The 18,962-nt window shown below is 72.3% G+C and carries 13 protein-coding genes; 7 read left to right on the forward strand and 6 right to left on the reverse strand.

The window, feature by feature from the left end:
• Window positions 1-30 precede the first annotated feature (30 nt).
• The 4 genes from IDM40_RS28540 to moaA form a co-directional block, all read right to left on the reverse strand.
• Complete coding sequence (locus IDM40_RS28540; protein WP_193120380.1) at window positions 31-3,459, reverse strand: HEAT repeat domain-containing protein; 3,429 nt, start codon at window positions 3,457-3,459, stop codon at window positions 31-33.
• 382 nt (window positions 3,460-3,841) lie between these two features.
• Complete coding sequence (gene mobA / locus IDM40_RS03295) at window positions 3,842-4,456, reverse strand: molybdenum cofactor guanylyltransferase (RefSeq protein ID WP_193120381.1); 615 nt, start codon at window positions 4,454-4,456, stop codon at window positions 3,842-3,844.
• Window positions 4,457-4,506: 50 nt separating this feature from the next.
• A complete protein-coding gene (locus tag IDM40_RS03300; RefSeq protein ID WP_193120382.1) occupies window positions 4,507-5,694 on the reverse strand; it encodes an RtcB family protein in 1,188 nt (395 codons plus the stop codon).
• A gap of 120 nt (window positions 5,695-5,814) precedes the next feature.
• A complete protein-coding gene (gene moaA, locus IDM40_RS03305; RefSeq protein ID WP_328806924.1) occupies window positions 5,815-6,822 on the reverse strand; it encodes a GTP 3',8-cyclase MoaA in 1,008 nt (335 codons plus the stop codon).
• Window positions 6,823-7,129: 307 nt separating this feature from the next.
• Between moaA and IDM40_RS03310 the strand changes: the two genes are divergently transcribed.
• The gene (locus IDM40_RS03310) at window positions 7,130-7,951 is read left to right on the forward strand and encodes an alpha/beta hydrolase (protein WP_193120384.1); all 822 of its coding nucleotides are present in this window, start codon (window positions 7,130-7,132) and stop codon (window positions 7,949-7,951) included.
• 41 nt (window positions 7,952-7,992) lie between these two features.
• On the opposite strand, the gene yczR is transcribed toward IDM40_RS03310, so the two are convergent.
• Window positions 7,993-9,453: a MocR-like transcription factor YczR gene (gene yczR, locus IDM40_RS03315; protein WP_193120385.1), complete on the reverse strand. Its 1,461-nt coding sequence runs from the start codon at window positions 9,451-9,453 to the stop codon at window positions 7,993-7,995.
• Window positions 9,454-9,600: 147 nt separating this feature from the next.
• On the opposite strand from yczR, the gene yczE reads away from it, so the two are divergent.
• From yczE to IDM40_RS03345, 6 genes are all read left to right on the forward strand, one after another.
• Window positions 9,601-10,293: a membrane protein YczE gene (gene yczE, locus IDM40_RS03320; protein WP_193120386.1), complete on the forward strand. Its 693-nt coding sequence runs from the start codon at window positions 9,601-9,603 to the stop codon at window positions 10,291-10,293.
• A gap of 417 nt (window positions 10,294-10,710) precedes the next feature.
• Window positions 10,711-12,516 carry a glycoside hydrolase family 15 protein gene (locus IDM40_RS03325; protein WP_193120437.1) on the forward strand — a complete coding sequence of 602 codons (1,806 nt, stop codon included), beginning with the start codon at window positions 10,711-10,713 and terminating at the stop codon, window positions 12,514-12,516.
• A 49-nt stretch (window positions 12,517-12,565) separates the two neighbouring features.
• A complete protein-coding gene (locus IDM40_RS03330) occupies window positions 12,566-13,636 on the forward strand; it encodes a hypothetical protein (RefSeq protein WP_193120387.1) in 1,071 nt (356 codons plus the stop codon).
• Between the two features lie 82 nt (window positions 13,637-13,718).
• The gene (locus IDM40_RS03335; RefSeq protein WP_407939927.1) at window positions 13,719-14,003 is read left to right on the forward strand and encodes a helix-turn-helix domain-containing protein; all 285 of its coding nucleotides are present in this window, start codon (window positions 13,719-13,721) and stop codon (window positions 14,001-14,003) included.
• Window positions 14,004-14,077: 74 nt separating this feature from the next.
• Entirely contained in the window at window positions 14,078-14,752 is a 675-nt protein-coding gene (locus IDM40_RS03340) for a uracil-DNA glycosylase (protein WP_193120388.1), read from the forward strand.
• A gap of 105 nt (window positions 14,753-14,857) precedes the next feature.
• Entirely contained in the window at window positions 14,858-18,055 is a 3,198-nt protein-coding gene (locus tag IDM40_RS03345; protein WP_193120389.1) for an NACHT domain-containing protein, read from the forward strand.
• Here IDM40_RS03345 and IDM40_RS03350 read toward each other — a convergent pair.
• Window positions 18,052-18,879: an SIR2 family NAD-dependent protein deacylase gene (locus tag IDM40_RS03350; RefSeq protein WP_193120390.1), complete on the reverse strand. Its 828-nt coding sequence runs from the start codon at window positions 18,877-18,879 to the stop codon at window positions 18,052-18,054. The genes IDM40_RS03345 and IDM40_RS03350 overlap by 4 nt on opposite strands.
• Window positions 18,880-18,962: the final 83 nt, after the last annotated feature.

The following is an 18,962-nucleotide window of genomic DNA, read 5'->3' on the forward strand; positions in this document are numbered from 1 at the left end:
TGCGGAAGGGGCCACGCGACGCCGTGTCGCTCACATCCGTGCCAGCGCCGTCCACGCCCGGCGGGCGAGGCTGTCGTCGCCCGCGTCGCGCACACGGAGCGCCAGGGCCCTCCTGCGCGTGCGTTCCATGGAATACCCCTCCAGAGCGGTCAGCACGATGAGCCCGGTGACGGTGCGCACCCGGCCGGACAGTTCGGGCAGGCGTTCGGTCAACAGGTCGAAGACCGGTTCCAGGCCGGCGGGCACCGACGACGCCGGGGTCCAGGTCAGATGGCGTGCGGCCTCGGCGATCCCCCCGGTGTTGCCGAGCGGGTCCTCGGCGAGCAGCTCGGCGACCTCGTGGACCCGGTCGGCCAGGAGCGCGGGGACCCCTTCCCCGTCGGACGCCGACATCCGGCTGTGGGTGGCTTCCCGGTGGGCCACCAGGGCCGCCGGCAGCTGGTACGGGTGCCCGCTGAGCAGAGCGAAGAGCCGGTCGAGCCGGTCGGCGTACCGTTCGTCCCGGGCCGCCGGGGCACCAGGCAGGATCAGTGCCTCCCGCAGGCACTGCAAGCGGTCGGCGCCGGCCTCCTCCACCCACCAGCGCGGGTCGCTCCCGCCGCCGTCGACGGGTTCTTCGGCCACGAGTTCGGCGACTGCGTCGAGCGTGCGGTCCCCGTCCAGGATCCCCCACCGGGCCAGGTCGTCGACGATCCTGACCAGGGGCATCTCCACGGGTACGGGTTCACGGAGGCGGTCCAGGACCTCCCCGCTGGGGTCGGGCAGGCAGCAGACCCAGCGCGCGAGGGAACCCGCGCGGCACTTCAGGTCGTCCTCCTCCCCGTCGTCCACGAGTTTCAGGAGCGCGACGGCGAGGGGGATCCTGACGGCGGCCGGGACGGCACGGGGGTGGCGGGAGAGCACCTCCACCCTGGCCCGCGGTTCACCGTCCGGGCGGAGGACACGACGGAGCGCCGAGGCGGCCCCGGGCACGTCCAGGGCGCCCATCAGCGCCGCGGTCGCGGCCGCGCGCAGGTCCCGGTGCGTGTGCGGACCGTGCAGGACGTCCAGGAGCGGCGGGAGCCACCCCGGCGGGCGGTGGCGGGCGAGCATGCGGGCGGCGGCGCGAGCGTGGGAGAGGCGCTCCGCCGAGTGGAGCAGGTGCACGAGCCGCGGGCCCAGCGCCGAGGGGGCGATGCGCCGGGCGCAGTTCGAGAGGGCCCCTGACGCGGACGGGGTGGCGGCCCCGGGGCCGTGCTGGGTGAGGACGTCCAGGGCCGCGCCGGGCCGGTCGCAGCGCCCGAGCGCGAGGGCGGCCCCTTCCCTGAGCACACCCTCGTCCCCGTGCAGGTGGGCGGCCAGGTCGTCGACCGCCCCGCCGGGCAGGGTGGAGAGGGCGAGCAGTGCCCGTTCGCGTTCGCCGGCGGCGCGGCCGGTGTCAGCGGCGACGGCACGCAGGTGGCGGGCGGCCCGGGCGCGCAGGGCGGCGGGCCAGCGGCGCAGGACCGAGGGGTCCGACTGGGGTACCCACACCTTGCCGGTCGCCTCCCTGCGCCGGTCGGCCTCGTCGAAGGCGGCGGCGAGCGCGTGCGGCGGGGCGTGGCGGCTCAGGACCGACCGGACCCGTGGGGCGCGTATCGCCGCGGGGCTGCGTTCCCACAGGGCCAGGGCGCGGTCCGGGGCGTCGGGACGGTCGAGGAGGACCTGCGCGGCCTGCTGCCCGGCGCCCTCGGGGTCCTCGCGCACCGCGGCCGCCAAGGCCTCCTCGAGCTCCGGGTGGTCCCGTCCCCGTCGGCCCAGGGAGCCGGCGAGGGCTGCGGCGAGACCGTGTTCGCCCCGCTGGGCGGCCGCGCGCAGAACCGGTTCCAACTGCGCGAGCAGTTCGGTGGCGTCCTCCTGGGACAGCACCTGGTCGAGCGGCGGTTCCTGGCCCAGGTACATGTTCCTCCAGGTACCCCTGGCCGTGCGGAACCACCAGGGTCGGCGGTGGCGCGACGGACCGGCGGGGGCCAGGGCGCGGGTCCCGTGCACCCCGATGAGGAGGGTGTGCACCTGCAGGGCGAACGCCCGAGCCGGGGTGCCGGGGCCGTGGCCGGGGTGGCCCAGCAGGCGCGCCGAGACCTCACGCAGGGCGCGCAGGGTCTCGGCGGAGACGTCCCGGGACTCCACCGCGGCCCGTAGGAGCGGCCGCAGGGCGGGGAGCAGGTGTTCGGCCAGGGACCCGGCGTCGAGCGCCGCCAGGGCCTTGGTCAGGGCCAGGCGTACCGGTCCCCGGTCGGCGCCGGCCCGTTCGGCGCGTTCCCGGATCAACTCGGCGTGCTCGGCGACACGTCCGGCCCTGCCGATCGCGCGGACCAGGCAGGCGAGGCCGCGGGCGCGCCGGAAGGGGTCGGGGTCGGAGGCCGCCTCGCGCAGGGCGGGCGCCACCTCGTCCAGGGGCAGGTGGGCGAGCACGTCCAGGTCCGTGTTGGGGTCGCGGTTGCGCCGTTGCCTCCGGGCCTCCGCGCACCGTTCGAGCAGGCGCTCGGCCTCGGTGCGTCGCAGGTCCTCGGGCAGGACCTCCAGCAGCTCGACCTGGCGCAGGGACAGGCCCTTCTCCCCTTCCCCGACGGACAGGTAACGGCGGCGCTCTGCCCAGGGCATGGCACGCAGGACCTGGAGGGCGATCCCGGAGCCGCCGGACAGGAGCTGCCTGAGGAGGACCCGGGACCGGGTGCCGTCGTGCAGGGGCGGGTAGCTGCGGTCGTAGAAGACGTCGTTGCCGTTGTGGGTGCGCGTGCGGTGGGCGCACGGGTACGTCCGTGGGTTGTAGCGCACGTCCCCGAGCAGGAGTGCGACGCTCTCGGGGCGGACCGGGTCGAGCGCCCGCAGGGCACCGTTCCAGTCACTGCGCGGGTCCTCGCCCTCGGCCCGGGCCCGGTCCAGGAGGTCGATCAGGGTCTCGGGGTGGCGGTGGGCCAGACGCCGCCAGGAGACGACGGCGTGCGCGAGACCAGGGAGCTCCCGGAGGACCGTTGCGGGTGTGCAGGCGGGCAGGAGCGCGGCCGTGTCCGGGTCGCCGTGGCCCTGCCTGACCCGTGGGAGAAGGCGGTCGGCCAACGCGGTACGCCGGCCCAGGAAGAGGGCGTGGTAGAAGGCGCGGCGCAGGTCGGTGGGTGCGTCCTCCAGGACGGGTTCGAGGGCCTCGTCGGGCACGGGCACGTGTTTCAGCGTTCCGAGGGCGGCCCGGCGCAGGGCGGGGTCGGGGTCGCGGAGCAGCCGCGTGATGGTGGGGGTGTGCGTCGCGGCCTCGGCCATGTGCAGGCAGGTGCGGCCGTGTCCGTGGTCCCGGAGCTCGTCCAGGAGCGAGGTGAGGTGTTCGGTTCCTGCGTGCCGGTGAGCGTACAGCGCCAGGGCACGGTCGCGCGCGGCGACGGAGAGGTGCCGGTGGGCGTGCAGCAGCTGGAGGGCCGACGCATGCGTCGGCCGGGTGGGGCTCAACGGCCCGGGCGCTCAACGCCCTTCATGTCGATCATGCGCCCATGATGGCGGCGGCGCGGTGCCGCGGCAAGCCCCGAGCGGGTTCGGGCCGCTTGCGGCCACACATGCGGCCGCACGACCCGCCCGTGGAGCGCCCGAGGGCCGCGCGCCACCGGCCCGGCTCCGATTCGGAGGGACGGACGCGCGGGCACGTGCCGGGCCCACCGGACGTGCGTCCGGGCGCCGTCCCCACGGGACGCCGCACCCACACTGCGCCCGCACCACTCGCCGGTGACGAACGCAAACACACCCAGCACGACCCGAATCCGGGCGTGCACGAACGCCCCCCGACCCGCCCCCGTCACCGCCGGCCGGAGGACACACGCGCTCGGTCCCACAGGCGTCAGCCGTCGTCAGGGTGGTCCGGCCGGTCGAGGTCGGTACGGGCCCGGGCGAGGGACTCGGGGGTGTCGCAGTCGGCGACGGCGCGCTCGTCGGCCGGCCGCAGGAGCACCGGCCCCAGGGGACCCAGCAGGCGGCGTAGGGACGCGCCCTCGTAACGCTCGAGCGCACCGCGCAGCACCTCGGTGTGCCACAGCCCGGTGAGCCACTGCGGGTGCCCCTCGGCGTCGCTGTACACCGCGCCCGGGCCGGGGGCGGCGGCCTCCTCGAGGGCGGCCAGGTCGGCGGCGCGCAGGTGCGGCAGGTCGGCGGCGAGCAGCGCCGTGCGGGCGGCGTGCACGCGCGCCAGGCCGGCGCGCAGGGCGGGCACGGGTCCGCCCCCGGGCGGGTCCTCGCGCACGTACTCGGCGGCCGGACTGGAGCGCTCCGGTCCGACCACGACCACGTGGGAATCGGGGCTGTGGTCACGCACTGCGGCCACGACCCCTTCCAACAGGGTGCGGCCGCCCACGACCAGGCCGGGTTTGTCGGCCCCGCCCATGCGGCGTGCGGCCCCGCCCGCGAGGACGACGGCGGCCGTTGCGGGCCCGTGCGGGGCGGCATCGGTGTCGTGCATGGTTCCAGGATGGCGCACCGGCCCGGACGGAGCCCCGGGCCGGTGCCGGCTCATCCCTTGACGCAGACGACCTGGCGCAGGTGTGCGACGACCTCGACCAGGTCGGTCTGGGCCTCGATCACCGACTCCAGGTCCTTGTAGGCGCCGGGGATCTCGTCGATGACGCCGGTGTCCTTGCGGCACTCCACGCCCCGCGTCTGCTCGAGCAGGTCGCGGCGGGTGAACGTGCGGCGCGCCTTGTTCCGGCTCATCCGGCGCCCCGCCCCGTGGGAGGCGGAGTTGAACGCGTCCGGGTTGCCCAGCCCGCGCACGATGTAGGTCCCGGTGGCCATGCTGCCGGGGATGACGCCGTACTCGCCCTTGCCGGCGCGGATGGCGCCCTTGCGGGTCACGAGCAGGTCCACCCCGTCGTAGGTCTCCTCGGCCACGTAGTTGTGGTGGCAGGAGATCCACTGCTCGAACGTGGTGCGCGGGATCTGCTCGGCGACCGCGCGGCAGGCCAGGGCCATCATGACGTCGCGGTTGCGCTCGGCATATTCCTGCGCCCAGAACAGGTCGCGGCGGTAGTCCTCCATCTCCGGGGTGTCGGAGACGAAGACGGCCAGGTCGCGGTCGGGCAGGTCCTGGTTGTGCGGCAGGGCGCGGGCCTTCTCGATGTGGTGGCCGGCGAGCTCGTTGCCGATGTTGCGCGAGCCGGAGTGCAGCACGAGCCACACCTGCCCGTCGTCGTCCAGGCACACCTCGAGGAAGTGGTTGCCCCCTCCGAGGGTGCCCAGCTGGCGGTGGGCGCGGTCCCGGCGGTGGTGCACGCTCGGGGCCAGGTCGTCGAAGCCGTCCCAGAACCGCTCCCAGCCGCCCTTGCCCGACAGCGGCAGGGAACGGGGGTCGACGGCCTCGTCGTGCATGTGGAAACCGACGGGCACGACCGCCTCGAGGGCCGAACGCAGACGGCGCAGGTCGTCGGGCAGGTCCTCGGCCCGCAGCCCGGTGCGCACGGCGGTCATGCCGCAGCCGATGTCGACGCCGACCGCGGCGGGGCTGACGGCATCGCGCATGGCGATCACCGACCCCACCGTCGCACCCTTCCCGAAGTGCACGTCGGGCATGACGGCGAGGCCGTGCACCCAGGGGACCCCGCTGATGTTGCGCAGCTGGCCCATCACCTGGTCGTCGACGCCGTCGGGGTCGGCCCACATGCGGATGGGCACGCGGGTTCCGGACACCTCCTGGTAGGGCATCGCCGGTTCACCTCCTCCTGGGTCGGTTCGTGGCGGGCGCGGGGGCGTGGCGCCGCCTACATCGAGCCAGAACCGCGGAGGAACGGCAAACGGTTTTCCTGCTGTGCCGCCTGTTGCGGGTCAGCCGCCGATCGCCGACATGGGTCGGGAGGGCTGCAGGAAGCTGGGGTCGTTGATGCCGTGGCCGGGGAGCTTGGGTGCCACCGCGGCCTTCCAGCGTTCGGCGATCTCCTCGTCGGTGGCGCCGTCGCGCAGCGGCGTGCGCAGGTCCGACTCCTCGCGTGCGAAGAGGCAGTTGCGCACCTGCCCGTCGGCGGTCAGGCGCACGCGGTCGCAGGCCCCGCAGAAGGGTCGGGTGACCGAGCCGATGACACCGACGTTGGCGGGTTCGCCGTTGGGAAAGGTCTCGCCGGCGACGTGGAAGAGCTCGGCGGGGGCACTGCCGCGGGTCTCGGAGTCGGCCGGGCGGAGGTCGAACTCGGCCTCCAGGGACTGCAGGATCTCGTCGGCGGTGATCATGGTGTCGCGGCGCCAGCCGTGCTGTGCGTCCAGCGGCATCTGCTCGATGAAGCGGAGCTCGTAGCCGTGGTCGATGCTGAAGCGCAGCATGTCGGCGGCCTCGTGCTCGTTGAGGTCGCGCATCAGCACGGCGTTGATCTTGACGGGGGTGAGCCCGGCCTCAGCTGCGGCAGACAGCCCGTCGAGCACGTCGTGCAGGCGGCGGCGCCGGGCCATCTTCTCGAAGACCTCGGGCTGGAGGGTGTCGAGGGAGACGTTGACGCGGTCCAGCCCGGCCTCGGCCAGGGCGGGCGCGGTGCGGGCCAGCCCGATGGCGTTGGTGGTCAGGGCGGTCTTGGGCCGGGGGCTCAGCGCGGTGGTCCCGGCGAGGATGTTCGGGAGGCCGCGGCGCAGGAGCGGCTCGCCTCCGGTGAATCGGACCTCGGTGATGCCCAGACGTGTGACACCGATGTCGATGAGCCGGAGCAGTTCGTCGTCGGTGAGCAGTTCGGGTTTGGGCAACCACTCCAGGCCCTCGGGGGGCATGCAGTAGGAGCACCTGAGGTTGCAGCGGTCGGTGAGCGACACTCGCAGGTCGGTCGCCACTCGGCCATAGGAGTCGGCCAGCACGGGCGTCACCCTCTCCACTCTGAGCTCTCGGGCGGGTCCTTCGTTCTGTACCCGACCGAGCGCTACCCACTGTTCAACGCAAATGGTCCCATTTCACAGCGAGTAACGCATTTCGCGCCTTATGGCACAGTTCACGTGTATTGGGGGAACAATAGAGCCCACTGAGAACTTCCGTGCCCCGTAGATCCCCGATCGTTACGCGCCCGACGCCTCGCGGGCCCCCGGTTCCGGCCTCTAGAGTTCGTTCGGCAGACCCCTGGGGCAGGCATGCTCCCAGACGAGGGAACGGACGAGGAGGCACAACACGGTGATCACCACACGCGAGTGGGCCATCGCGGGCGACCCCGCGGGCACGGCCAAGCTGGCGGCGCGGGCCTGGGCCCCGGCCGGGAGCGAACCGACCTGGCTGGCGGTCCTGGTGCACGGCTACGGCGAGCACCTGGGCCGGTACCACGCGGTAGCCGAGGACCTGATCGCCGCGGGGGCCGTGGTCTACGGCGCCGACCACCGCGGGCACGGAAACTCCTCCGGGGAGCGTGTCCTCATCGACGACTACAGCGGTGTGGTCGAGGACGTGCACCGCGTCGTCTCCCAGGCCCGAACCGCCTACCGCACGCTCCCGCTGGTGCTCATCGGCCACTCGATGGGCGGGCTCATCGCCGCGCGCTACGCCCAGGTCCACCCGGGGTCGATCCAGGCGCTCGTGCTCTCGGGGCCGGTCCTGGGCCGGTGGACCGCCTTGGAACAGCTGCACGCGGCCGAGGAGATCCCCGACGACCCGATCGACCCGTCCACGCTCTCCCGCGACCCCGCGGTGGGGCGCGCCTACGTCGAGGACGAGCTGGTCTGGCACGGCCCGTTCAAGCGGCCCACCGTCAACGGTCTGATGACCGAGCTCGAGCGCGGACGCGCGGCGGGCTCCATCGGGTCGCTGCCGCTGCTCTGGCTGCACGGCTCCGAGGACACCCTGGTCCCGGTCTCCGACACGGTCACCGGTATCGCGTCGCTGGGCGGCGAGGACGTGAGCGCACGCATCTTCCCCGGCGCCCGCCACGAGATCTTCAACGAGACCAACCGCGACGAGGTGCTGGCCGAGGTGACCCGCTTCGCCCACCGTTTCTCTCTGTAGGCCCGGCCCCCGCAGGTCGGTCCCGGCGCCGGCCCCCCGTGTCAGACGTAGAGGCGGCCCCGCGGCTGGGCCGGGTGGTCGAGCGTCTCGTCGTAGGCAGCGGCCAACCGGTCCACCGCGTCGGCCAGGACCTCCGGCGGTTGGGTGTAGGACAGGCGCAGGTAGCGCTCCAAGGTCCCGTCGGAGCCGAAGACCGGGCCGGCCGCCGGGTGCACCCCGTGCCGCCCGGAGGTCTCGGCCAGGGCGGTCGCCACGGGTTGGGGCAGCGACACCCACACCACGAGCCCGCCCGCCGGGACGCTGGGCCGCCACGACGGCAGGCGCTCGCGCAGGGCCTCGAGCAGTGCGTCGCGGTTGCGGCGGAGCTGGCGGCTGCGTTCGGCCCGGATCCGCAGCACGTCGGCGAGCAGGTGCGTGGCCATGAGCTGGTCGTGCACCGAGCCCGCGAGGTCGAAGCGCTGGCGCACCGCCATGAGCCGGTCGACCATCGGCGGTGTCGTCCGGATCCATCCCACCCGGAGCCCGCCCCACAGGAGCTTGGCCACCGACCCCACGGTCAGCACCCGCCCGTCGGTGTCGTGGGCGGCCACGGGGGTGGGCAGGTCCCCGGAGTCGATGGCCAGTTCCGCGACCGACTCGTCGACGATCAGGTGGCTGCCGGCGCGGCGGGCCTCCCGGACCAGCACACGGCGTTCGTCGTCGTCCATGAGCGCCCCGGTCGGGTTCTGGAAGTCGGGCACCATGTAGGCGGTCGCGGGCCTCCACTGGCGGAAGGCGTCCACCAGGTAGTCCATGTCCCAGCCCTGCGGCGTCGCCCCGGTGGTACGGATCCTGGCGCCGCCCCGCCTGAGGGCGTCCAGGGCGTGGGGATAGGTGGGCGACTCCACCAGCACGTCGTCGCCCTGTTGCACGAGCAGTTCCACGGCCATGGTGATCGCCTGCTGGGCCCCGTTGGTGACGAAGATCTGCTCGGGTGTGGTGGGCAGCCCGCGTTCGACGTAGCGCCGGGCGATGGCGTGGCGCAGTTCCGGCAGACCGTAGGGGTAGTAACCGATGCCCCCGGTGTGCGCGGCGAGCTGTTCGGAGGCGTGGAAGGAGGCCTCGCGCAGCCCGTCGACGGCCGGCGGCGCGGCCACGCCCAGGTCGATGTGTTCGGTGGTGGGCGCGAACGAGGTGGGCCCCTTCGCCCCGGTGTCGGGCAGCACGGTCCAGCTGCCCGCGCCCTGCCTGCTGTCGAGGAATCGGTGGTCGCGCAGCCACGCGTAGGCGGCGGTGACGGTGTTGCGGCTGACCCCGAGTGCGGCGGCCAGGTCGCGTTCGGCCGGCAGGCGGGTGTGGGTGGGCACACGGCCGTCCAGGACGAGGCCGCTCACGGACCGGGCGATCGCGAGGTAGTAGGGGCGTTCGACGGGCGCCGCACCGATGAGCCGGGCCAGGAGCGGTCCGTTGATGCGGCGGGTCCCGCCCCCGGTCCCCGGTCGGTCGGTGCGCTGCCTCGTCATGGGGGGTCTCCTCACCGCGGATGAACGGTCCACTTTCGTGGATTGGCTCTTCAAAGCCGACCTCTGGTTACGCCACTCTATCGAGGTGGCCCGACGCCCGGCCTTTCATCCCACCACCCGATCAATGACCGAAGGAGAGTCTCACCCGTGTCCGAACCGTCCCGTCCCCGACCAGCCCCGCCCCTGGTCGGGCGCCTGCTCATCATCCCCGTGCTGCCTCGTCCCCGGTTGCGCCGCCTCGCTCAGCTCTACGCAGGCCTGTACCTCTACGGCCTGAGCGGGGCCCTGCTGATCCGCTCGGACCTGGGCGCGATGCCGTGGGACGTACTCCACCAGGGGTTGTCCGCGCAAACGGGGTGGTCGGTGGGCACGTGGAGCATCGTGGTCGGTGCCCTGCTCATGCTGTTGTGGATCCCCCTGCGCCAGAAGGCCGGGCTGGGCACGCTCAGCAACGTGGTCGTGATCGGGCTCTCGATCGACCTGTCCCTGTGGCTGCTGCCCGAGACCGGCCTGCTGCCGCTGCGCGTGCTCCTGCTGGCCCTGGGCGTTCTTGTGTGCGCTGTGGCGACCGGGTGCTACATCGGTGTGGGGCTCGGCCCCGGACCGCGCGACGGCCTCATGACCGGCCTGGCCTCGCTGGGCCTGTCCGTGCGCCTGGCCCGGACCCTCATCGAGGTGACGGTGGCGCTGAGCGGGTTCCTCCTCGGCGGCACGGTGGGTGTGGGGACGCTGGTGTTCATGCTCGCGATCGGCCCCCTGGCACAGGTGTTCCTGCCGCGGATGCGCATGCCTGACGCGCCGCAGCGGCCCCCGGAGCCGTCGGACCATCAGCCGTCCTGAGGACGGGCCCTCGGGTCACCGGTCGATAACTTCTGCCGCGACGAAGCCTCCCATATGCCGACATACCTCGTGCATTCTCGGGTGCACGTGCAATCGGAGGTGGCCAGCACCCTCCGGGGCGTGGAAGATGGAGCGCGGCGGACACCGGCCGCCCCGTTTCCGGGGTTCTGCCGTGCCGATCTTTTCGGCCGCCCCCACCTGGGCACATATCCCGTGTGACGACGACGGGCGGCCAGGGGGAGGCGGCCATGTCCGAGGCGGCGGCCCACGGCCCGCCGGCGACCACCTGTCGCCGCCGGGAACCGGGCCGGGCCCCGAGAGGCGCGCACACCGGCGTGCGCGATGCGACCCGCGACGGCACCGACGCCCCGGCCCCGGGCCGGGAGCAGAGCCCGGCGCAGTGACCATGACGACGTGATGGGGGTGAGCGGCGTGCCCGGATGGATCGAGGACTACGCACTCATCGGCGACATGCAGACCGCGGCGCTGATCGGTCGGGACGGGTCGGTCGACTGGCTGTGCCTGCCCGACTTCGATTCCTCCTCCTGTTTCACCGCGCTGCTCGGTGACGAACAGAACGGGTGCTGGACCATGCGCCCGGCCGAGGGTCCGCGCGAGGCCACCCGCCGCGGGTACCGGGGCGAGACGCTGGTGCTGGAGTCGGAGTGGGACACCGACACCGGAACGGTGCGGGTCATCGACTTCATGCCCCCGCGCGGCGGCGCCCCGCACGTGGTGCGCATCGTCGAGGGTGTGCGCGGGTCGGTGCAGATGCACACCTCCCTCCGCCTGCGTTTCGACCACGGCCACGTCGTGCCGTGGATGCACCGCGAGGGGTCCGAGCTCGTGGCCATCGCCGGACCGGACGCCGTGTGGTTGAGCGCCCCCATCGAGCTGCAGGGCCACAACTTCACCCACGACGCGACCTTCACGGTCACCGCGGGCCAGCGCATCCCCTTCGTGATGACCTGGCACCCCTCCCAGACCGAGGAGTCCGACCACCTGGACGCGGAGAAGGCCCTCTCGCGCACCCAGCGGTTCTGGCAGGACTGGGCGACGCAGTGCTCCTACGACGGCCCCCACCGCGAGGCGGTCGTGCGCTCCCTCATCACCCTCAAGGCCCTGACCTACCGGCCCACCGGCGGGATCGTCGCCTCGCCCACCACGTCCCTGCCCGAGGAGATCGGCGGGGTGCGCAACTGGGACTACCGCTACTGCTGGCTGCGGGACGCCACGATCACCCTGGAGGCGCTGATCCGCTCCGGGTACAAGGACGAGGCCTGGGCCTGGCGCGAGTGGCTCGTGCGGGCGGTGGCCGGCGAACCGCAGATCATGCAGATCATGTACGGGATCCGGGGCGAACGGCGCCTGACCGAGTGGGAGGCCGACTGGCTGCCCGGGTACGAGGGTTCGCGCCCGGTGCGGATCGGCAACGCCGCCGTGGGCCAGTACCAGCTCGACGTCTACGGCGAGGTCATGGACGTGCTCCACCTGGCGCGGCGCCACGGGATCCGCGGCGGCGACCACCTGTGGGGTCTGCAGCGTTCCCTCGTCAACTACCTGGAGTGGTGCTGGGACGAGCCGGACGAGGGCCTGTGGGAGGTGCGCGGGCCGCGCCAGCATTTCGTGCACTCCAAGGTCATGGCGTGGGTGGCGGCCGACCGCGCGGTGCGCAGCATCGAGGAGTTCGGCAAGGAGGGCCCCGTGGAAAGGTGGCGGGCCCTGCGCGACACCATCCACGCCGAGGTCTGCGAGTACGGGTACGACCCGCAGCGCAACACCTTCACCCAGTACTACGGCAGCAAGGAGCTCGACGCCGCCCTCCTGCTGATCCCCGAGGTCGGGTTCCTGCCCTACGACGACCCCCGTGTGGTCGGCACGATCGAGGCGATCCGCAAGGACCTCATGGTGGACGGTTTCGTGCTGCGTTACCGCACCGACCTGGAGACCTCCGCCGACCAGCTCCCCGGCGACGAGGGTGCGTTCCTGGCCTGCAGTTTCTGGATGGCCAACGCACTGCTGTCCATCGGCCGCGAGGACGAGGCCAACGAGCTCTTCGAACGCCTGCTGTCGCTGCGCAACGACGTCGGGCTGCTCGCCGAGGAATGGGACCCGCGCGCGGGTCGCCAGGTCGGCAACTTCCCGCAGGCCTTCAGCCACGTCCCCCTGGTCACGACCGCCCTCAACCTCCATACTCGCGAGGGCGCCTGGCGCGTGGACTGACCTCAGGGGCATCCGGCCCCCTCTGCTCTTCATGAGAGGAACAGGAAGAATGCCCTTCCTCCCCCGCAGGGCCGGCCTGCTGTCCCTGGCGGTGTGCGCCTCCCTCGCCCTCGCTTCCTGCACGGGTGACGCGGGCGAGGACGACGAGCGCGAGGCAGGGACGGGCGACGGCCAGGACCCGGACGTGTGGGGTGACACCCCAGGCGTGGTCGTGCACAGCGACGACCGCCGCATGCTCCACGTGCTCGACCCCGAGACCGGCGAAGAGATCGACAGCCTCGACCCGGGGTTCGGCGACGACCCGCCGGACTACGGTTTCGGCGCGTCCGGGGAACCGTTCACCACCGCCTTCTCTCCCGACTTCCGCCACATGGCTCGCGTGACCGAGGACGGTGGAAAGGTCGAGGTGCACGACCTCGTCGATCAGGAACCGGTGTGGGAGCACGACCTGGGGTCCGACGGCCTCCACCCGGCCGACACCGACCTCACCTGGGTCGGTTTCGCATCCGACGGTGTGTCTCTGGGCTTCGGCACCGCGGACGGCGACGGTGAAACGCTCCACCGGGCCAACTTCACGAACGGTGGAGATCCCGAGGAGGTCCGCAGCGCACGTTGGGAGCCCGAGGGCGGTGCCGCCGACTGGGCCTGGAACCACGACTTCCGGGCGGGCGAGAGGTACAACCACGAGCACGAGGGTGTGGACGGCGAGATCATCGAGGTGGAGGGCGTGCACTCCGGCGAGGAGCCCATGCCCACCTACGTACGGATCTGGCCGGACGGGGAGATGATCGGCCCGAACGAGGGGTACGAGGACTTCGCCCCCACCCCCGACGGGACCTACATCGGCGCGAGCATCGACCGCACGGAGGGGTCCGACACCGCCGAGCCGGACGTCGGCCACCTCGTCGAGCTCACCTTCGACGACGAGGGTGAGGTGAGCGAGTGGTCGGAGATCACCGAAGCCGACGGGATCGACGCCTTCGCCCTCTCCCCCGACCACGAGCAGATCGCGGTGAGCAGGGACGGCGAAGTGTTCCTCCTGCCCGTTGACGGTTCCGCGGACGAGACCCGCCTGGACGAGGACGGCAGCCAGGACTACCGCGTGCTCGGCTGGTTCTGACCCGGAAGCGGGGCACCGTCCTCGATCGGCCGAATGCAGCATTCGCCCCCGTCAGCGGGTCTGCGCGTTCTAACCTCGTGCCATGGGGGACCACGACACGGGGCGGGGACCGAACGGCGGCGAGCCCGCGCGCGACACGGACGGGGAACCGCTCGAAGCCGCACAGGTCGCGGCGATGCTCACCGCCGCCGAGACCGCCGCGCTCCTGGGCGTGTCCACGATGACCGTCTACCGGCTCATCCGCAGGGGCGGGCTCACCGCGCTGCGGGTGGGCTCGGTGTACCGGATCCCGGAACGGGCGGCGCGCGCCTACCTCCGCGAGGTGCGCAGCGAACACGAGGCGCAGCGCAGGGTTCCGCGAAGGTGACGATCCCCGCGTGCGGGGCGTTCGATGCCCCGAAACGGCCGTGACCACCCGGCTCGGCCGCTAGTGTTCTGGCCATGTCGACACGGGACCTGAACGAAATCATGGACAGCGGGTGGGCCAAGGCGCTGGAGCCGGTAGCGCCCCAGATCGCCCAGATGGGGGACTTCCTGCGCCAAGAGGTCGCCGAGGGCCGCACGTACCTGCCGTCGGGGCAGAACGTGCTGCGCGCGTTCCAGCAGCCCTTCGACGACGTGCGCGTGCTCATCGTGGGCCAGGACCCCTACCCCACGCCGGGCAACGCGGTGGGGCTGAGCTTCTCGGTGGCTCCGGACGTGCGGTTGCCGGCGAGCCTGCGCAACATCTTCAAGGAGATGCAGGACGACCTCGGGCTGCCGATGCCCTCCAACGGCGACCTCACACCGTGGACCGAGCAGGGCATCCTGCTGCTCAACCGGGCGCTGTCGGTCGCCCCGGGCAAGCCGGGTTCGCACCGCAACAAGGGGTGGGAGACCGTCACCGACCAGGCGATCCGGGCGCTGTCCGAGCGCGGCAAGCCCCTGGTGGCGATCCTGTGGGGCCGCGACGCCCGCAACATGCGTCCGCTGATGCCGGGGGTGCCGTGTGTGGAGTCCACGCACCCGAGCCCGATGTCGGCGCGCAACGGCTTCTTCGGTTCGCGCCCCTTCAGCCGCACCAACCAGATGCTGGAGGAGATGGGGGCGCCGCCGGTGAACTGGCAGCTGCCCTGAGACACTGGGCCCCACACCCCTGACTCCCCTGCGGCCCCACACCCCTGACTCCCCTGCACGCGACCTCGTACTCCACCCCCCGACCGAGGAAGGCGGCCCTTCGCCGTGGCCAAGAAGCTGAGCTATGCGGACGCGTTGAAGGTTCTCGGCAAGAACGACTCGGAGCTGTTGGACTTCGCCGAGAAACTCACCGACGGCGGGCTGGGGGCGTTGGGGGTGCCCAACCTCTTCGGCCTGCGCGAGCTGTTGGTGGAGAAGGGCAGGGGTGCGCTGGAGGGCATCGGCGCCAAGCTGCGGGGTGAGAGCCGGCTGACCCGGACCGAGCGGATCGAGGCGGCGCACCGGATCATCGTGGTGGTCTCCTTCCTCGAAGCACTGGAGGAGCGGGGCGAGGAGGTCCCGCTGGGGTGGAAGGAAGGCAAGGCCCTTCTCCCGGCCGAGCACGCGCTCGACGAGCTCGTCGAGGACCGTGTCGGCCTTCCCGCCCCCACGGACCTGGGCAGCCTCTCCGGCGAGCCAGTCGGGGACGCGTCGGGGCGGGCGAACGGCGACATGTTCTTCCACGAGTTCGACTCCCTGGCCATCGCGTTCTCGGCCACACCGTCGGGTGAACCCGACGACGCCTCCCTCGCGTCCGTGGAGTCGGCCCAGGAGCGCTACCGCGAACACCTGCTGCATCTGGCCTCCGAGGTCCCCGAGTTCGCGATGTGGGTGCATACGGCCGAGCACGAACGCTCCCGGCAGAAGCTCGGGACCGGCCTCGAGGAACTGCACGGCAAGTTGGAGGGCATCGCTTCCGGCCGTCCGGTCGACACCCGCCGCCAGGAACTGGCCGCCGTCCACCGTGCGACGCTCGACCGGAACGTCATCCGCGCCGGTGACCTGCCCGAAGGGATGCGCCTGCCCTCGCTCCGGGACGGTTACATCCCTCCGCGCGGCCAGGTGACCACGGCCGGCCCCGCGTCCGTACCCTCCTCCGAGGCCTGGTGGGACGGTCAGCCCGCCGCCGGCGACCTGCAGTCCTTCTTCGCCGCCCACCTGGTGCACCCGAAGTCCACCGCGCGGCCGACCGTGATCCTGGGGCACCCCGGGGCCGGCAAGTCCAAGTTCACCGAGATGCTGGCCGCCCAGCTCCCGGAATCGGATTTCCTCGCGATCCGCATCGAGCTGCGCAACGTACAGCCCAACTCGCCGATCCACGTGCAGATCGAGGACGGGCTCAAGGGCACCCTGCACGACAACACGTCGTGGCGCGAGCTCGCCGAGTCCGCCGACGGCGCGCTGCCGGTCATCGTCCTGGACGGTTTCGACGAGCTCCTCCAGGCCACCGGCGTGGACCGCTCGGACTACCTGGAGCAGGTGCAGGAGTTCCAGCAGCGCCAGCGGTCCATGGGCCAACCGGTCGCCGTCGTGGTCACCAGCCGGACCGTGGTCGCCGACCGGACCCGATTCCCGCTCGCCACGACCGTGGTGCGCCTGGCCCCCTTCGACGAGGGCCAGATGGCGCACATGCTCCAGGTCTGGAACGCCACCAACGGCGCCGAGCTCAGCCGTCGCGGGCTGGAGCCGCTCACCACCGACATCCTGCTGCGCTACCGGGAACTGGCCGAGCAGCCGCTGCTGTTGATGATGCTGCTCATCTACGACGCGTCCGGCAACGCGTTGCGCCAGGCGGCGGAGACACTCTCACACGGTCAGCTCTACGACCGGCTCCTGACCCGCTTCGCCGAGCGCGAGGTCGAGAAGCACCACGCCTCGCTCAACGGCGACGACTTCGCCGAAGCGGTCGCGCACGAGCTGCGCCACCTGGAAGTGGCCGCCCTGGCCATGTTCAGCCGCCGGCGCCAGAGCGTGCGGGCGGAGGACCTGGGTTCGGACCTGGCCGTGCTCATGCCGGAGGCGTTCGAGAGCGAGCACGACACCGGCCTGCACGGGCGCATCTCCCCCGCCCACCAGGTGCTCGGCCGGTTCTTCTTCGTGCACGAGGCCCGGGCACGGCGTTCGGACGGCAGCGCGAGTGTGTTCGAGTTCCTGCACGCCACATTCGGGGAGTACCTGGTCGCACGCACCGTGGCCGAGGCGTTGGACGACCTGGTGGACGAGCACGCCGGGGGTTCGCGCAGGCGCCGGCGTCGCAAGCACGGGCCGCAGCGCATCGACGACGGGGAGCTCTACGCCTACGCCTCGTTCGCCAGTTTCGCCGGGCGGCAGAAGGTCGTGGAGTTCCTGGCCGAGCTGTTGGACGAGCGCTTCGAGGAGGAACCGGAGGCCCGGGACGAGTACAGCGACCTGCTCGTCGACCTGTACCGCGAGGCCCCGTTCCCGGCGCCCAACCGCTCCTACACCGAGTACGAGCCGGCGCGGCTGCCGCTCACTCGGCGGGAGGGCAACTACACGAGCAACCTCGTGCTGCTCATGGTGTTGGTCGAGGGCGGCCCGGTGGACCTGACCCGCCTCCACCGCGACGCCGAGGTGCCCGAGCAGGCCTGGCACGCCACGGCGGCGCTGTGGCGGCGTCTGCCGGGGTCGGAGTGGGCCGCGATCCTGGCGACGCTCCGGGTGCGGCACGCCGGGATCGGTCAGGGCGAGGACTACACGATGACCATCGAGCTGGAACGCGGTGGGAAGGTGAACGTCGGTGAGTGCATCGGGTTCTACCTCCACCGCGACGTCGACCAGTTGCCGGTGGTGAACGACCCGTACGGGCTGTCCGTGCCCTTCGCCGGCCAGACGTCCCACCTTCTGCGGTCCACGGGGATGCGCGTCAACGGGAGCGCGGCCCGGCTGGTCGTGAGCATGCTCCCGTACCTGCAGCACGTCTCACCCGACCTGGGGAACTGGTACACCGACGCCGAGGTCGACCGTCTGTGGAGCGAACCGCACGAGCTCCTGCAACTGTTGCTCAGCCACGACACGGGCCGCGGCCACGTGCTTCGGGAACGCCTGACCGCCTACCGGCGCCTGCTCGCACCGTCGCGCCCGCTGGGCCGCGCCGAGCTGCTCGCCCTGCGTCAGGTGAGCGAGGACCTGGCCAGCCACATGGGGGACGAGCGGTACGACCACACCCGGGCACACCTGCGGACCTACCTCGAGCAGCTCTCCGGGGTCCCCGACGGGCACGACCCCCAGGAGCTCGAATCCGTCCTGGAACGAGCGAGGGCGGTGGCCGGACTCCATCCGGATGGGGCGTGGCTGCTCCGCCTCGTCAACGGCGGAGCACGCAGCCCCTCCCCCGACACCGGACGCGAGGGGCCCCGCGCCTCGGGGGACGCAAGGCTGCCCGGAACCTCGGACCGCCCCTAGAGGTCCTCGAAGCCGTGGAAGATCCCGTGGCCGATCTTGGGCACTCGGTGCACCAGCGCCGGCAACACCTCGCCGATCGGCTGCCGCAGCACCGCGGCCGCGTAGTCGTCGTAGGGCGTGGGTTCGGCGTTGATGACGACCAGGTTGGCGCGGGCCATCATCGCCACGTCGCACAGCCCGGCGACGGGGTGCACGGTCAGCGACGTTCCCACGGCGATGAACAGGTCGCTCTCCCGCGCGGCCTGGGTGGCGCGCTCGATGGTGTCGGCGTCCAGGCGCTGGCCGAAGGAGATCGTGTCCGACTTCTGGATGCCCCCGCAGCTCACGCACCGCGGGTCCGACTCCTCGTCCAGACGGGCCATGACCGTGGCACTGGGGGTGCGCAGGCCGCAGTTCATGCACATGACCCGCAGCATCGTGCCGTGGACCTCGATGACCTTGTGGTCGGGCAGCCCGGCGGCCTGGTGCAGCCCGTCGATGTTCTGGGTGATGACGGCGTCGAGACGCCCGGTGGTGTCCAGCGCGGCCAGGGCGCGGTGCGCGTCGTTGGGTTCGGCCTCCCAGACCTTGTGCGCACGGCGCTGCAGCCACACCTCGCGGCGGACGTTGATGTCGCCCATGTAGGTGTCGATGTCGGAGAGCGCCTGGGCGTTGGGGTTGTTGGTCCAGAGCCCGTTGGGTCCGCGGAAGTCGGGGATCCCGGAGTCGGTGGACACCCCCGCCCCGGTGAGGACGGTGATGCGCGAGGCGGAGGACATGAGTTCGGCCGCCTGGTCGAAACCGTCGGGGTCGGCGAACGGTGCGTCGGTGGTCGTGGAGGCCATACTTCATTGTGGCAGCGACACGGGGCGGCCCTGCCGCCGCCGTGTGGGTGTGGTGGCCGTGTCGAACCGGCGCATGGCCCGTA

This window comes from Nocardiopsis coralli (assembly GCF_014892575.1).
Lineage (GTDB): Bacteria > Actinomycetota > Actinomycetes > Streptosporangiales > Streptosporangiaceae > Nocardiopsis > Nocardiopsis coralli.

Excerpts from the sequence above, each read along its gene's own strand:
- IDM40_RS03340 (WP_193120388.1), top strand. The coding sequence starts at position 14,078 with ATGTCGACACGGGACCTGAACGAAATCATGGACAGCGGGTGGGCCAAG.
- IDM40_RS03330 (WP_193120387.1), top strand. The coding sequence starts at position 12,566 with ATGCCCTTCCTCCCCCGCAGGGCCGGCCTGCTGTCCCTGGCGGTGTGC.
- IDM40_RS03335 (WP_407939927.1), top strand. The coding sequence starts at position 13,719 with ATGGGGGACCACGACACGGGGCGGGGACCGAACGGCGGCGAGCCCGCG.
- yczR (WP_193120385.1), bottom strand. The coding sequence starts at position 9,453 with ATGACGAGGCAGCGCACCGACCGACCGGGGACCGGGGGCGGGACCCGC.
- IDM40_RS03300 (WP_193120382.1), bottom strand. The coding sequence starts at position 5,694 with ATGCCCTACCAGGAGGTGTCCGGAACCCGCGTGCCCATCCGCATGTGG.
- mobA (WP_193120381.1), bottom strand. The coding sequence starts at position 4,456 with ATGCACGACACCGATGCCGCCCCGCACGGGCCCGCAACGGCCGCCGTC.
- IDM40_RS03325 (WP_193120437.1), top strand. The coding sequence starts at position 10,711 with ATGGGGGTGAGCGGCGTGCCCGGATGGATCGAGGACTACGCACTCATC.
- IDM40_RS03350 (WP_193120390.1), bottom strand. The coding sequence starts at position 18,879 with ATGGCCTCCACGACCACCGACGCACCGTTCGCCGACCCCGACGGTTTC.